General features: G+C 48.4%; 13 protein-coding genes. 7 read left to right on the top strand and 6 right to left on the bottom strand.

The genetic code is table 11. From position 1 onward, the window contains the following. The first annotated feature begins 114 nt into the window (after positions 1–114). Positions 115–1248 carry a cupin domain-containing protein gene (locus L2712_RS11525; protein ID WP_248977856.1) on the top strand — a complete coding sequence of 378 codons (1134 nt, stop codon included), beginning with the start codon at positions 115–117 and terminating at the stop codon, positions 1246–1248. Positions 1249–1365: 117 nt separating this feature from the next. Here the strand turns inward: L2712_RS11525 and L2712_RS11520 are convergent, their stop codons facing one another. After that, positions 1366–1815, bottom strand: a complete 450-nt coding sequence (locus L2712_RS11520) for a DUF4826 family protein (protein WP_088904890.1) — start codon at positions 1813–1815, stop codon at positions 1366–1368. A 256-nt stretch (positions 1816–2071) separates the two neighbouring features. On the opposite strand from L2712_RS11520, the gene L2712_RS11515 reads away from it, so the two are divergent. Then, positions 2072–3103, top strand: coding sequence for a Glu/Leu/Phe/Val dehydrogenase dimerization domain-containing protein (locus tag L2712_RS11515; RefSeq protein WP_088904891.1), 1032 nt, complete (start codon positions 2072–2074; stop codon positions 3101–3103). A 259-nt stretch (positions 3104–3362) separates the two neighbouring features. Then, positions 3363–3707, top strand: a complete 345-nt coding sequence (locus L2712_RS11510; protein WP_088904892.1) for a hypothetical protein — start codon at positions 3363–3365, stop codon at positions 3705–3707. Positions 3708–4035: 328 nt separating this feature from the next. Here the strand turns inward: L2712_RS11510 and L2712_RS11505 are convergent, their stop codons facing one another. The 4 genes from L2712_RS11505 to ppsA all read right to left on the bottom strand — a co-directional run bounded on the left by L2712_RS11505 (position 4036) and on the right by ppsA (position 10558). Beyond that, entirely contained in the window at positions 4036–4452 is a 417-nt protein-coding gene (locus L2712_RS11505) for a MarR family winged helix-turn-helix transcriptional regulator (RefSeq protein ID WP_033540720.1), read from the bottom strand. A 123-nt stretch (positions 4453–4575) separates the two neighbouring features. Continuing rightward, entirely contained in the window at positions 4576–5025 is a 450-nt protein-coding gene (locus L2712_RS11500) for a DUF1285 domain-containing protein (RefSeq protein WP_248977855.1), read from the bottom strand. Positions 5026–5035: 10 nt separating this feature from the next. Then, positions 5036–8080: a D-2-hydroxyglutarate dehydrogenase YdiJ gene (gene ydiJ / locus L2712_RS11495; protein WP_248977854.1), complete on the bottom strand. Its 3045-nt coding sequence runs from the start codon at positions 8078–8080 to the stop codon at positions 5036–5038. A gap of 108 nt (positions 8081–8188) precedes the next feature. Then, positions 8189–10558, bottom strand: a complete 2370-nt coding sequence (ppsA, locus tag L2712_RS11490) for a phosphoenolpyruvate synthase (protein ID WP_033540717.1) — start codon at positions 10556–10558, stop codon at positions 8189–8191. A gap of 126 nt (positions 10559–10684) precedes the next feature. Here ppsA and ppsR point away from each other — a divergent pair, with 126 nt between their 5' ends. The 4 genes from ppsR (at position 10685) to L2712_RS11470 (ending at position 14185) form a co-directional block, all read left to right on the top strand. Further along, entirely contained in the window at positions 10685–11497 is an 813-nt protein-coding gene (gene ppsR, locus L2712_RS11485; RefSeq protein ID WP_033540716.1) for a posphoenolpyruvate synthetase regulatory kinase/phosphorylase PpsR, read from the top strand. 165 nt (positions 11498–11662) lie between these two features. Beyond that, the gene (locus L2712_RS11480; RefSeq protein WP_248977853.1) at positions 11663–12724 is read left to right on the top strand and encodes a 3-deoxy-7-phosphoheptulonate synthase; all 1062 of its coding nucleotides are present in this window, start codon (positions 11663–11665) and stop codon (positions 12722–12724) included. Positions 12725–12873: 149 nt separating this feature from the next. Further along, a complete protein-coding gene (locus tag L2712_RS11475) occupies positions 12874–13299 on the top strand; it encodes an acyl-CoA thioesterase (RefSeq protein WP_088904896.1) in 426 nt (141 codons plus the stop codon). A 226-nt stretch (positions 13300–13525) separates the two neighbouring features. Continuing rightward, positions 13526–14185 (top strand): response regulator transcription factor, encoded by a 660-nt coding sequence (locus L2712_RS11470; RefSeq protein WP_033540713.1) that lies wholly within the window; start codon positions 13526–13528, stop codon positions 14183–14185. Positions 14186–14264: 79 nt separating this feature from the next. Here L2712_RS11470 and fghA read toward each other — a convergent pair whose 3' ends face one another. Further along, on the bottom strand, positions 14265–15098 hold the full coding sequence (gene fghA / locus L2712_RS11465) for an S-formylglutathione hydrolase (protein WP_088904897.1): 834 nt from the start codon (positions 15096–15098) through the stop codon (positions 14265–14267). Between the last annotated feature and the right edge of the window lie 12 nt (positions 15099–15110).

Here is a 15110-nt window from a genome sequence, read left to right as displayed (position 1 = left end):
TAGGGTTAACATAAAGGCGGTAGGCAAATGCTTACCGCCTTTATTATTTTCAGAATATGATCTTTTGGGCTTATACTGCCCCCATTTCCCCACCACAGCTTGGCGAATCACTCTATGTACAGCCCCAATTTCGATACACAAGATTTTTTAACCCATCACTGGCAAAAGCAGCCTCTGGTTATCAAGGGTGCCTTTAAATCTTTTCATGATCCTATCGCCGCCGATGAGCTGGCGGGACTCGCCTGTGAAGAGGAAGTCGCCTCGCGTATCGTGCTGACTCAGCAGGATAACTGGGAAATCATCCAGGGGCCTATCGAAGACTATGCCCCTTTTGGCGAAAATAACTGGCAGCTCCTGGTGCAGGCAGTCAACCATTGGTACCCAGATGCGGAGCCGTTGGTAGACGCCTTCCGCTTCATCCCCGACTGGCGCTTTGATGATCTTATGGTCTCTTACGCCACACCGGGCGGCGGCGTAGGCCCCCATATCGACAACTATGATGTCTTCTTGCTGCAAGGCGAAGGCAAAAGGCGCTGGAAAGTCGGTCCCAAAGGCCAATATGCCCCACGTGGAGGCGATACCCACACCGCGCTTATTGATGACTTCGAACCAATAATCGATGTAGTGCTCGAAGCCGGTGACATGCTTTATATTCCGCCAGGCTTTCCCCACCGAGGCGAGACCATAGAGACGGCACTGAGTTACTCAATAGGCTTTCGCGCGCCTAGCCAACAAGAACTCTTTAGCAGTATTGCCGATCATTTAATTGACACCAATAGTGGTAATAAGCGCTTTACCTCTAATCAGGAACCTACAAGCCCTGGCCTATTGAGCATTGAGCAGCAAGAAGGCATGTTAGCCTTGGTCTCTGAGATCTTGTCTCAGCCAGAACACTATCAAACGTTACTGGGTCAGACCCTAAGTCAGAACCGCTTCGAGCTGGATCTTTGTGAGCAAGGGGACAATTACGCCCAGGTAGAGCTAATGGAAGCCCTGGAAGATGGCGCCAGTTTACAGCGCATCGGCGGACTTAAGGTGATTCGTCTCGAAGGCGATAAACACGCCAGACTCTTTATCAATGGTGAGATCTACACCTTTAGTGAAGACGATGAGTTAGATGAAGAACTCCTGCTGCTAGCCAATCAGTTTAGCTTCGAAGGCGAACAGGCAATGAGCCTCTGTCAGCAGCAAGCAATTGGGCAATATTTTGTTTGGCTGCTCAATTCGGGATACGCCTACCTCGCCTAAGGATATGGCTCATATTGAGCGCAAGTCCGAACGAAAAACACAAAAAAGCCGCCTCTGATGGGCGGCTTTTTTGTTGCTATAAAGGCGCTTGTTAAAAGCTGTAGCTGTTTAAAACGCTTAGCCTTCTTTCCACAATTTTTCGTCGTTGTGGATCTGATACAAGCTTTCGGCACGCGACACGAGTAGCTGAGCAAACTGAGCCTGAGTCTTATCTTTTACGGCACCTGATTTAACCAGATTTTCCGCTTTAAGCTGCCACATCATAGAGAAATGACGGATCGCATCGCGAGCCGTGGCGGCAACCTTAACGTCCACATAGTCTGAAGGCAGGTCTCCAGACATGACCCAGAAGGTTTGTGGTTTTGGCTGCTTTGACTCCATTTTCCACACGGCAAGAAATGGCGCAAGGTAACGGCTCTCTTCGGCAATCACTTTACTCGGGATAACCCCTTTCTCCGCCAGAAAGCGGTTAGCCTTCTGAAAATGCTCTTTAACCCATTGTTGTGTCATTGCTTCTTGCTCTTCTGGGGTGAGCGGTTTGCTGTTCTCGACTGCTTGTTCCGTCATACTGCTTCCTATTGTTATAGTTATGTTGTGAAGGGCGAATTAAGCTTAGCAAGCTGCATTTCTGGGGAAAACCCACAGACAACTTTACGTTAACGTAAAGTGGAAAGCAAAATTGCCACACCGATCACAATAAATACCAATCTTTGCTTTGTTGAGAGTATCGCTAAATGCTATCGTTCTGCAATAAATATAACAAGCCGTCGACAGAGCCAATTTGGCGTTCGGCGTTTTAATTCCCAAGCGGAGAACTCATAAAGTGGCAGTATTTAATCATATCTCATTTGATGACCATGAACAGGTCGTATTTTGTCATGATAAGGAAAGTGGTTTACGTGCAATCATAGCCATTCACAACACCAACCTGGGCCCAGCTGTAGGTGGTTGCAGAATGTGGAACTATGAGTCTGACGACGAGGCGTTGACCGATGTATTGCGTCTGTCTCGCGGCATGACCTACAAGAACGCCCTTGCAGGTCTATCTATGGGTGGCGGTAAATCAGTGATCATTGCCGACCCTAAAGTAGAAAACCGTGAAGCCCTATTCCGTGCCTTCGGCCGTTGTATTCATACCTTGGGCGGCAAATACTATTCAGCCGAGGATGTGGGAGTATCTACCAGCGACATCATGATCGCTCACCAAGAAACCCCTTATATGGCAGGTCTAGAAGGCCAAAGCGGCGATCCATCACCATATACTGCACTGGGTACTTATCTGGGCATTAAAGCCGCCGTTAAGCACCAGCGTGGCTTGGATAGCCTTAAAGGCCTTAAAATCGCCATTCAGGGCGTTGGTCACGTAGGTTACTACCTATGCCGTCACCTGCATGAAGAAGGTGCTGAGTTGATCGTGACTGATATTCACCAGTCATCACTGGACAAAGTGGCTTCCGAGTTTGGTGCGACTGTTGTTGCTCCTCAAGATATCTATCACCAAGACGTTGATATTTATGCGCCATGTGCCTTGGGCGCCACCATCAACGACACTACGATCCCACTACTGAAAGCCAAGATCGTGGCAGGTTGTGCCAACAACCAGCTTGCTGAGCTGCGCCATGGTGAGAAGCTCAAAGAACTGGGTATCCTGTATGCCCCAGATTACGTGATCAACGCTGGCGGTATCATCAACGTCTCGTTCGAAAAAGATTATGACCCGCAGAAATCTACCGCTAAGGTTGAAGAGATCTACAACACGCTACTAAAGATCTTCGAACTTTCTGATGCGCAAAACCGCACGACAGCAGACGTTGCCGATGAACTGGCACGCGCCATCATCAATGGCAAGAAGTGATCTAATCGCCTAGTTTTGCCATTAGCGCTAACACCTAAAACCACCGATATTCGGTGGTTTTTTTTGTCTTCAAACTTTTATGCTCCATTTGGATACCAAATATTTCATCCAATTTACCGAATGAAATTCTTGAAAAATAATTTTCCTTTTACCGCCAAAGGGATAATTTTCAGACACAGATTTTTCACAAAAGCGTACTGGAAATTGTCATATTCCTCTGCTTGACTTAGAGGCTCATCATCTTCGCTAGGATTGCATTATGATTAGTTTCAAGTACAACTTTAATCAGGATTTGGTGGAGTTACAGGCCAGCAATTGGATAGGCCTAGAGCAGGTATTTGTTAATGGTAAGCGGGTCTCTCGCAAGCTAAACTTCGGTCCAAAGAGCGAACATCAAGTTAAGCTTCATGATGGTAAACCTTGTAAGTTTCAACTATTTATCGATCCCAACAGTGACCAGATGATCTGCCGCATCTACAAGCACAACCGCTTGATTGCCAGTATCAAACAGGGCAAGGAAAACCTGATGCAAAGCCGGCTAATGTTACAATCTGTCATCATACTCACGGCGATTTCAGGCCTGGGAATGCTGTTGGTGGTCTAGCCCCTTCCTATTTATTTAACACACCAAGCTCAGTCGACTGAACAACACAGAAAGAATTTATCACACGCAGACATAGCAATAGACAATGACCTCTGTGACGGTGAGATTCTGATAATTTGGGCCGCTCTCTGTCCGAAGAGCTGTCAATGTCGTAGCCTCACATCCATGAACGAGTAAGCTCAGCCAGCGACTCATGCACTGATGAGCTCTAGGGCCTAGCTAAGCGATTAAAACAAGCCACACAAGTGCCAAGCTCGAGCGTTGCAGTTAACAGAGCTTTAGGGATATTCATCTTGATGACATAAAATCAGATTTACATTCAGCCTGTTTAAGACAAGCCATTAATCTTATTGAGTAGATAGATAAACTGCTGCGATTCGAATTCGGATAGATTACCAAGGAACTGCTCATTAACGCGCTCCGCCTCGCAGATCAGATCCTGTTCAAGCGCCTTAGCGCTATCGGTTAGAAAAATCTTAAAGGCGCGACGATTATCCGCTTCCTGGTGACGCGTAATATAACCCTGCACCTGAAGCTGATCTAATAGGCGAGTCATAGTGTAGTTCGCAACATCACAGCGCTTAGAAAGTTCTGTCTGGGTGATCCCCTCCTCTTGCCATAGGGCAAACAGTACGGGCCAGAGTTTAATGTCCAGTTCATAGCGCTTTAGCCTCTCATCCAAGGCCTTTTGAAGTTCGATATTCAGATGAGATACCAAGTATCCCAAGCTTTCATAATGTTTCAATCAGCACCTCCAGAAACAGCGGGCATACATTAATACTAACATCTGGTTCTAAAGAAACTAGGGCTAGGAGACGGGTAATTCGTAACGAAAAACCATTTGCCTTATCTAAGAAAGGCTTAGCTGTTATCCCAAGTCTTCATCTTCATGCAGCAGGTATTGTGCGATAAAGCGGTAATAACAAGCTCTTCCAAGTTTAGCCGATAATCCGCTCGCTAAGCCGACAGATATTGTCTCCTCGCCCACCACAAAGGCCTGATAACCCGTGATAGACAACTGGCTACCTATGGAAGTCATCAAGCTGAAACTACCGTCATCATTAGGTTCATAATCATTGATAACAAAAGGATAATCAGCAACATCCACCAGCACTTTCTCTGCCGGGGTAACCAGAAGATAATCCTCGCCTTGGCGGCGTAAAATGGTGGCAAAAAGACGGCAAAACTTATCCGGCAGGGGCTCTTGACGATAAAACCAGCGCCCTTGTCCATCGATATGAAATAGTGGCGTTTCATCACACAGGGGCGCCCCCTGTGTGATCTGCTTTAATTGCGCTACTGGCTCAAGCTCAGTCACAATATCTGCCTCAGTTATTGTCGATAAGACTTAACAGGGCCTGTACCGGATGTTTAGGTTTAAAGCCTCCGAAGCGTTTGACCTGGCTGCGACATGAATAACCTGAGATCAGTATCTCTTCCTGTGGCAGTGACTTAATGGCTTCATCCCAAGACATTTGATAGAGAGCCTTGGAGCGTTTGAGGTTATCATTCTCATGGCCATAGGTGCCCGCCATACCGCAGCAGCCAAGACTGAGAGTATTTAACTCGGCACCAAATCCTTCGAAGATCGCCTGCCACTCTTTGGCGGTATTAGGCTTAGCCGTCGACTCTGTGCAGTGACTAAACCAAGTAAAACGCTTGCCACTACTCGCCGCAGGTTCACGGGTTTTCATCACCTTAAGTAACCACTCATTGGCCAACAGCACGTTAAAGTCGCCGCGATTTTCTGCCAAGATCTCTTTATATTCATCACGATAGCAGAGCACCATAGCTGGGTCCACGCCCACCATTGGCATGCCTAGGGCATGCACCTGATTAAGGAAGTCGGCACTTGACTGAGCCGTCTTGGCAAACTTATCTAAGAATCCCTTAATATGGATTGGCTTACCGTTGGGCTTAAAGGGAAGTAGCACTGGCTTATAACCCAGCTTTTCGATCAGCTTGATAAAGTGATAAACCGTGTCGGCCTCGTAGAAGCTATTGAAGGGATCTTGTACCACCAGCACATATTGCTCACGCTCAGCGGCCGGGATCTGCTGCAATGCATTCAGATCGTAGCCGCGGCAAGCATGATTCTCCAAACGCTGCTTGAGTGTTGGTACCGAGAGGGCTGGTGCATCGACATAGCCGATAGATTGCTTAATGACCCACTGACTCAGCTTGTTTTGTGAGGCAAAGTTGGTAATTTGAGGCACCTTAGCCATCAATGGCAGACTCTCTTCAATCCCCGCCACCAGATAATCTTTCACCGGGCGCAAATAACGCTGGTAGTAGATGTTAAAGAACTGCGCCCTGAACTTAGGCACATCCACCTTTACGGGACATTGCGAGGTGCATGCCTTACAGGCCAGGCATCCCTTCAACGACTCCATTACCTCATGAGAGTAATCATACTCACGCTCTTTCTTTAGGGTGTTCTGCGTGCGCTGCAGCCAGCCAAGAGGCTTGGCTTTTGCTAAGGCCTCGACATCAACGCCTTCGGCTTCCAACAAACGCAGCCATTCACGCATTAGACCCGCACGGCCCTTGGGCGATTGCACCCTGTCCCCGGTCACTTTAAACGAGGGACACATAGGCGAATAGACACTGTAATTAAAGCAGAGACCATTACCGTTACAGTTCATCACATCGGGGAAAGCTTCACGGGTTTGGACCGGAATTTGACGGTCAAAGGCGCCGCGCTTAGTGCTATCCACATTATAGAGTAATGGTCCTGTGCCCTTAGGCGCTACCAGCTTGCCAGGGTTCAGCTTATTGTGAGGGTCGAAATACCCTTTTACTTCCTCCAGCAAGCCAAATAGCGTCTCACCAAAGACCGCTGGGCCATACTCTCCGCGCACCCCTTTGCCATGCTCGCCCCACATCAGGCCGCCATATTTAAGGGTCAATGCTGCCACCTGATCCGATACCGTCTTGAGCAGTCGTTCATCTTGGGGATCGCACATGTCCAGCGCCGGACGCACGTGTAGCACGCCCGCATCCACGTGGCCAAACATGCCATATTGCAACTGGTGACTGTCCAGTAGCGCTCTGAATTCCATGATAAAGTCGGCAAGCTTCTCTGGTGGCACAGCTGTGTCTTCGGCAAAAGCGATCGGCTTGCGACTCCCTTTGGTGGCGCCAAGCAATCCCACGGCCTTCTTACGCATGGCGTAGATGGTGTTAATACTCGCCCTATCGGCAGTTACCTGATATCCCAGTAAACCCGCCTGCTTTGCTTCAAGCTGACTGTCGAGCATGGCTTGTAACTGCTTAACCTTCTCTTCGACTTCCTCTTGCTCGCCGGCAAACTCCACCATATTCAGGCCATCAATAGAGGCGCCAGGCACCTCCTCAATAAGTGATGCAACCGAATGCCAGATGATGTCCTGTTTGGCAAGATTGAGTACCTTAGAGTCCACGGTTTCTACTACAGTGGCCTCGGCCTTCACCAGATCGGGGGCATGACGCAGCGCCGATTGAAAAGAGTCATACTTGATGTTTACCATCATGCGAGTCTTGGGCAGTGGCGTGATATCAAGTTTCGCCTCAGTGATCACCGCTAGCGTGCCTTCGGAACCCGTTAGAATGCGTGACAGGTTGAACTCATCTTGTGAGGCGTTCCAGACATTTTTCAGGTCATAACCGGTCAAGAAACGGTTAAGCTTGGGAAAACGCCTCTCCACCTCGTCTCTATGTTCACGTGTCATACGGGCGATATCTCGCTGCAGCGTCTCGCCCAAACTAGGAGATTCGAGCGCATCGAGCGTTTCGAGCGCTTGCAGATCCAGCGGCTTAGTTTCCAGCACACTACCATCATGCAGCACGCTGGTGAGCTCAAGCACATGATCAGAAGTCTTGCCATACACAAGTGAACCGGCGCCCGAGGCATCGGTATTGATCATGCCGCCCATGGTCGCGCGGTTAGAGGTCGACAGATCCGGGCTAAAGAAAAAGCCATGAGGTCGCAAAGCATCATTTAGTGCGTCTTTGACCACACCAGCTTGCACCCGCACCCAACGCTCTTTCTCATTTATCTCAAGCACCTGAGTAAAATAACGTGATAAGTCCAAAATCAAACCATGAGTCAAGGCCTGACCGTTGGTACCAGTTCCGCCACCTCGGGCACTGAACACTACCTTATTAAATTCAGGCTTAGCCGCCAGGCTCATGATCAAGCTGACATCGGCCTGACTCTTAGGATATAGCACCGCCTGGGGCAGAAACTGGTATACAGAGTTATCCGTCGCCTGGGCTAAACGGGCACTGTAGCGCTTATCGATATCGCCGCAATAATGACTCTTGGCAAGAGCATCAAGAAACGCCAGATAAACAGGCTCAAGGGTCTGCTGATGGGATAACTTTGGGAGCATGATGACTTCTTTATTAAGGTAATTATTAAAATAATGTTGCCATTATAAACAAAAAAAAGCCGCTAAAAAGCGGCTTTCGTCAATTAGATTACTCTATTTAAAGAATAATTAAGCGTGTGCTTCACCTAGGTATAACCAGGTATCGATAACCGTATCAGGGTTTAGCGATACTGTGTCGATACCCTGCTCCACCAACCAAGCTGCAAAATCAGCATGGTCTGAAGGACCTTGACCACAGATGCCCACGTACGCGCCTTTGGCTTTAGCGGCTTTAATAGCCATCGCCAAGAGTGCCTTAACGGCTTCGTTACGCTCATCGAACAGGTGGCTGATAATCCCTGAGTCACGGTCAAGACCTAGCGTCAGCTGAGTCAAGTCATTTGAACCGATAGAGAAACCATCGAAAATCTCGAGGAACTGGTCGGCTAGTAGCGCGTTAGAAGGCAGCTCACACATCATGATGACGCGCAGACCATCTTTACCACGCTCAAGGCCTTGCTCTTTCAGCAACTCGATAACCTGACGACCTTCTTCCAGCGTACGAACGAATGGGATCATGATCTCCACATTCTTCAGACCCATCTCGTTACGAACACGCTTGATGGCTTCACACTCTAGGGCGAAGCAGTCACGGAACGATTCAGAGATATAACGGCTCGCACCACGGAAGCCCAGCATTGGGTTCTCTTCCTCTGGCTCGTAACGGTCACCACCTACTAAGTTAGCGTACTCGTTAGACTTAAAGTCTGACATACGTACAATCACTTTCTTCGGATGGAAAGCCGATGCGATAGTCGCAATACCTTCAACCAGACGCGCGATATAGTATTCAACAGGAGACTCGTAGCCAGCAATCATCTCGTGGATCTCTTGCTGCAGCTCGGCGCTTTGGTCGTTGAACTCAAGCAGTGCCTTAGGGTGAATACCGATCATACGGTTGATGATGAACTCAAGACGGGCCAGACCCACACCTTCGTTAGGTAGACGGGCAAAGTCAAAGGCGCGGTCAGGGTTACCCACGTTCATCATGATCTTCATTGGTAGTTCAGGCATAGCATCTACGCGAGACGACACGACATCGTACTCTTGAATGCCTTCGAAGATGTAACCTGTATCACCTTCGGCGCAAGAAACAGTAACCGGCTGGCCATGCTTGATCTTATCAGTGATATCACCACAACCCACTACCGCTGGTACACCTAATTCACGGGCAATAATCGCAGCGTGACAAGTACGGCCACCACGGTTTGTGACGATAGCGCTAGCACGCTTCATGATTGGTTCCCAATCTGGGTCAGTCATGTCAGTAACCAGAACGTCGCCTTCTTGGATCTGATCCATATCTTCGATAGAAGCCAGAACCTTAGCGGTACCGTTACCAATCTTGTGGCCAATCGCGCGGCCTTCACCAATCACTTCACTCTTGGTCTTCAGGTGGAAACGTTCAATCAGCTGCACGTCTTCACGTGAACGTACAGTTTCAGGACGCGCCTGTACTATGTAAAGCTTGCCATCGTTACCATCTTTTGCCCACTCGATGTCCATTGGACGACCATAGTGTTTCTCGATGATCATGGCTTGCTTAGCCAGCTCCATCACTTCTTCGTCGCTAATTGAGAATTGACGACGCATGTCGGCAGGCACATCTTCAATCTTCACCTGCTTACCATGGCTCAGGTCATCAGAGTAAACCATCTGAATCAACTTGCTACCAATGTTACGACGAACTACAGACATGTGACCTGCAGTTAAGCTTGGCTTGTGAACATAGAACTCATCAGGGTTTACGGCACCTTGTACAACCATCTCACCCAGACCAAATGAAGAGGTCACGAAGACCACATCGTTATTACCGGACTCAGTATCCATGGTGAACATCACCCCTGAAGCCGCGGTGTCAGAGCGAACCATACGCTGTACGCCAGCAGAAAGGGCAACACCTTTGTGGTCGTAACCTTGGTGCACACGGTATGAGATAGCTCGGTCGTTAAACAGTGAAGCAAATACATGCTTGATGGCAACCAGCACAGCTTCGAAGCCTTTCACGTTTAGGAAAGTTTCTTGCTGACCGGCAAATGATGCATCGGGCATATCTTCAGCAGTCGCTGAAGAGCGAACAGCGAAAGATGCATCGCTAGTTTCTGAGGCAAGCTTGTCGTACGACTCACGTACAACCTGCTCAAATTCGCTATGGAATGGGGTATCGATAACCCACTGTCGGATCTGTGCACCTGCGGTAGCGAGTGCATTCACGTCATCGACGTCTAGAGCTTCTAGCGTCTCGTATATCTTCTGGTTAAGTCCGCTTTGTTCAAGAAATTCATTGAACGCAAAAGATGTGGTCGCAAAGCCACCAGGCACTTGAACACCTGCATTAGCTAGATTGCTGATCATCTCCCCAAGAGAGGCATTCTTACCGCCTACCTTGTTGACGTCACCCATGCCTAATTCTTGATACCAGAGTACATATTGCTGCACAGTTCTATCTCCGCAAGTTTATTTCAGTGTGGCCCCTTCACACGAGGGCAGCGGCATTTTACACTCCACAGCAAGACGCGTAAATCTATAATTTTATTTGTAATTTTATTACTACAAGAGGTCAAAATGTCACGTAAAGTCTTTTATATCTCAGATGGGACGGCGATCACAGCCGAGGTTTTTGGCCATGCAGTATTGTCTCAATTTCCAGTTGTGTTTGAAGCACTTACTATTCCATTCGTTGAGACCACTCAGAGAGCCGAAGCGGTAAAAGCACAAATAAATGATTGTTTTATTACAACAGGCGAACGACCACTTGTGTTCCATTCTATCGTTAAAGCTGAGATTAGAGACATCATCTATAGCAGCGAGTGTATAGATTATGACTTTTTGAACACCTTCGTGGCGCCACTGGAAGATCAATTGGGCGTCAAGGCTGTTCCGGTGACAAACAGAACCCATGGTAAGGCAAATCATAGTTATGAGGCGCGAATCGACGCTATCAATTACGCCATGGAAAACGATGATGGTCAGACCCTGAAACATATCGACAAGGCAGACATAGTATTGCTGGGCGTATCCCGTTGCGGCAAAACCCCCAGCAGCCTCTATCTGTCAATGCAGTTTGGCATCAAGGCTGCCAACTATCCTTTTATTGAAGACGACATGGATAACCTTAAACTGCCCGAGGTGTTGAAAAAGAATAAACACAAGTTGTTCGGCCTGACTATCGATCCCGTTCGACTACATGAGATCCGCCAAAGCCGCATGGAAAACAGCCGCTACTCTTCACTGAGACAGTGTCGCATCGAGGTAAAAGAGGTTGAAATGATGTACAAGCGCGAGCGTATTCCCTTTGTCAATACCACTAACCACTCGGTTGAAGAGATCGCCACCAAGATTCTGGATATGACAGGACTCGAGCGTCATATGTTCTAAAACGTCATCTATATAAGTCTTAGAATCCTTGTAAATCGCAAGCTAACTGCACAGATGTAAAGAAATACCGGAAATTTTCATCTGTTTACCCCTGTGCAGCTAGCAACTATTGGTTATAATCCGAGGCAATCAGGCGAAAGCCAAGACAAACGCTCGGTATATTGAATGACCATTAAAACAGACGAACTACGCACCACATTACTATGTAAGGCCATTTCACCTGCTAAACTCGCATCTGAATACCCGCTTACTCAAGACGCTGCCGATTACCTGGTTCAACAAAGACGTGAAGTTGAAGCCATATTGACCGGAGAAGACAAACGACTTCTGGTGATCATCGGCCCCTGCTCTATTCATGACACTCAGGCCGCTATCGAATACGCCAAGCGTCTTGCCGTGTTACACAGAGAACTAAAAGACTCACTGTGCATCCTGATGCGCGTCTATTTCGAGAAACCACGTACAACAGTGGGCTGGAAGGGACTGATATCAGACCCTGATCTCGATGGTAGCTTTAATGCGAACAAAGGGCTAAGGCTAGCTCGTCATCTGCTACAAGAGATCACCGAGCTAAAACTGCCAATCGCGACCGAGTTTCTCGATATGGTCAACGGACAATATATTGCCGATCTCATTACCTGGGGCGCGGTTGGTGCTCGCACCACAGAAAGTCAGATCCACCGCGAGATGGCCTCAGCACTCTCTTGTCCGGTTGGCTTTAAAAATGGAACAGATGGCAATATCAATATCGCCATCGATGCTGTACGCGCCGCCAAGGAACCACATATCTTTTACTCACCAGATAAAGATGGCGCCATGGCCGTTTACCGCACCAGCGGCAACCCCTATGGCCACATCATACTGCGTGGGGGCAAACAGCCTAACTATCATGAAGCCGATATTCAGGCTGCCGCTCAAAAGCTGAAGGATGTTGGATTGTCTCATCGCATGGTAGTTGACTTCAGCCATGGCAATAGCCAGAAGGAACACAAACGCCAGCTAGAAGTCGCCAAATCGATTATGGCGCAGCTTGAGCAGGGCTCCACTGCTATTGCAGGCATCATGGCCGAAAGTTTTATCGAAGAAGGCAATCAAAAGGTGGTGGCGGGTGAACCACTGGTTTACGGCAAGAGCATCACTGACGCCTGCCTGAACTGGGATGATTCTGAGCGCTTACTGCGAGATCTCGCTAAAGCATCTCTAGCGCGTATGGCCAAGCTTGGCTAACGACAGCGCGCTGGGTAAAAAGGCTTCCGCTAGGAAGCCTTTTTATTTGAGCAAAACAAAGTTTGCACCACAAGATACAGCGCTGTCATTTAAATGGGATTGAAAGTATAATCCGCCAGTTTTTTTATGCATAACCTTAAGGTTGCCGTATGCCCCTAACCCACACAGACACTCACTTTAGTGAAGAAATTCTTGCGCGCATCGAACAGTCAGAAGCGCGGGTGATAAAAGCGATTTTTCCCTCGATCACCAATCACCACAATACCCTCTTTGGTGGCGAAGCCCTGGCATGGATGGATGAAACTGCCTTTATCGCCGCCACACGCTTTTGCCGTAAAACCTTGGTCACTGTCAGCTCCGACCGTATTGATTTCAATAAATCGATTCCGGCCGGCACTCTAGCAGAGATCATCGCCAAGGTGATCCATGTAGGTAACACCTCACTCAAGGTTGAGGTGAATATTTTTGTCGAAGATATGTATCACGATCATCGTGAACATGCCATCCGCGGTGTATTTACCTTTGTGGCAATAGATGAAGATCGTAAGCCCACTCAGGTCTGGACAAAAAACTAATCTCTCCTTAAGGCGAGTGTTCACTCGCCTTACGTCTCCTATCCAAACACTTAAATAAGCACAAACATCTGGGCCGATGCCGACAGCTTTCCATTAGACTTAAGTCTAATAATCATTTGTAAAATAAAAAAATCCGCTGCCCTTGACACAAAAGCAATAGAATACTGAGTCAGTTATCTGGTACATTGAGTTTACCTTCAAGTGCAACAAAGATAATCAAAAAGCAATGAAGCTAGAAAATTTGCACATCATCATCGCTGATGATCACCCGTTATTTAGAAATGCGTTGCGACAGGCTCTGAGCGGCGCATTTACCGATACCCAGTGGTTTGAAGCCGACAGCGCCGATGCGCTGCAATCTCTATTAGAACAGGGAGATGCAGCCTACGACCTAGTCTTGTTGGATCTACAGATGCCAGGTTCCCATGGCTACTCTACCTTGATCCATCTCAGAACCCACTTTCCGGAACTTCCTGTGGTGGTGATCTCCGCCCATGAAGATGCCATGACCATCAGCCGCGCCGTGCATTACGGTAGCGCTGGTTTTATACCGAAGTCCGCCTCTATGGAAACCTTGGCCGAGGCCCTCACTTCAGTCTTGTACGGTGATATCTGGTTACCGCAAAATATAGAGCTGCAAGAAATTAACGAAGATGCCACCGATCAGATGGCCGCCAAGCTTGCCGATCTCACGCCTCAGCAATACAAGGTGCTACAGATGTTTGCCGAGGGCCTGCTGAACAAGCAGATCGCCTACGATCTTGGTGTGTCAGAAGCCACAATTAAGGCTCATGCTACTGCAATCTTTCGCAAACTTGGGGTCAGAAACCGCACTCAGGCGGTAATTGCCCTGCAGCAACTAGAGATGGATAAAGTCGAGCTCTAAACAGCGCGAAACCATTATTTTAGACCTAAAAAAAGCCGAACATTTGTTCGGCTTTTTTGCGCTTCATCAAAACCTCTAATTACGAAAGATTACGCGCATGAAACCTCAGGTGGTCTTCAATAAAGCTGGCGATAAAGTAGTAGCTATGATCATAGCCCTCCTGCATACGCAGGATCAGCGGATAAGCTTTCTCCTCGGCCACAGCGATCAAAGCCTGAGGTGTTAACTGCTCCTCGAGAAAATTATCGCTGCTGCCTTGGTCAATTAAAATTGGCAGATCGCAACTGGCTTCTTTCATCAATTCACAGGCATCATAGGCCTGCCAGTCATCACGATTCTTACCCAGATACTGGGTAAAAGCTTTCTGCCCCCAGGGGCAATTCATCGGGTTAACGATAGGACTAAAGGCAGAGATAGACCGATAGCGCTCAGGATGCTTCAAGCCTATGGTCAAAGCGCCATGACCGCCCATGGAATGACCTGCAATGGCACGCGCCTCCGTCACAGGGAAATGGGCTTCGATAAGAGCTGGCAGCTCCTCAACCACATAATCGTACATCTGATAATGCGCCTGCCAAGGCGCCTGAGTCGCATTCAGGTAAAAGCCGGCCCCCTGACCTAAGTCATAGGCGGGATCATCGGCCACCTCCATTCCTCTTGGGCTGGTATCCGGCGCAACGATAGCCATACCTAACTCGGCGGCAATACGCAAAGCGCCCGCCTTTTGCATGAAATTCTCATCCGTGCAGGTGAGCCCTGAGAGCCAGTAGAGCACTGGCACCTTTTGCTCACTGGCCTGGGGCGGCAGATAGATGGCAAAGCGCATTGGGCAGTTAAGCGTACTCGACTGATGCTGATACTGCTTATGCCAACCACCAAAGCTTTTGTTACTACTGATATTTTCTATGGTCATTGTCTCATCCCT

Source organism: Shewanella marisflavi (assembly GCF_023283925.1).
Lineage (GTDB): Bacteria > Pseudomonadota > Gammaproteobacteria > Enterobacterales > Shewanellaceae > Shewanella > Shewanella marisflavi.
The sequence above is the reverse complement of the archived record's forward strand: the minus strand, read 5'-3'. Positions and strand labels throughout refer to the sequence as shown.

Coding starts and splice junctions, on each gene's coding strand:
- L2712_RS11525 (WP_248977856.1), top strand. CDS start 115: ATGTACAGCCCCAATTTCGATACACAAGATTTTTTAACCCATCACTGG.
- L2712_RS11520 (WP_088904890.1), bottom strand. CDS start 1,815: ATGACGGAACAAGCAGTCGAGAACAGCAAACCGCTCACCCCAGAAGAG.
- L2712_RS11510 (WP_088904892.1), top strand. CDS start 3,363: ATGATTAGTTTCAAGTACAACTTTAATCAGGATTTGGTGGAGTTACAG.
- ydiJ (WP_248977854.1), bottom strand. CDS start 8,080: ATGCTCCCAAAGTTATCCCATCAGCAGACCCTTGAGCCTGTTTATCTG.
- ppsR (WP_033540716.1), top strand. CDS start 10,685: ATGTCACGTAAAGTCTTTTATATCTCAGATGGGACGGCGATCACAGCC.
- L2712_RS11480 (WP_248977853.1), top strand. CDS start 11,663: ATGACCATTAAAACAGACGAACTACGCACCACATTACTATGTAAGGCC.
- L2712_RS11475 (WP_088904896.1), top strand. CDS start 12,874: ATGCCCCTAACCCACACAGACACTCACTTTAGTGAAGAAATTCTTGCG.
- L2712_RS11470 (WP_033540713.1), top strand. CDS start 13,526: ATGAAGCTAGAAAATTTGCACATCATCATCGCTGATGATCACCCGTTA.
- fghA (WP_088904897.1), bottom strand. CDS start 15,098: ATGACCATAGAAAATATCAGTAGTAACAAAAGCTTTGGTGGTTGGCAT.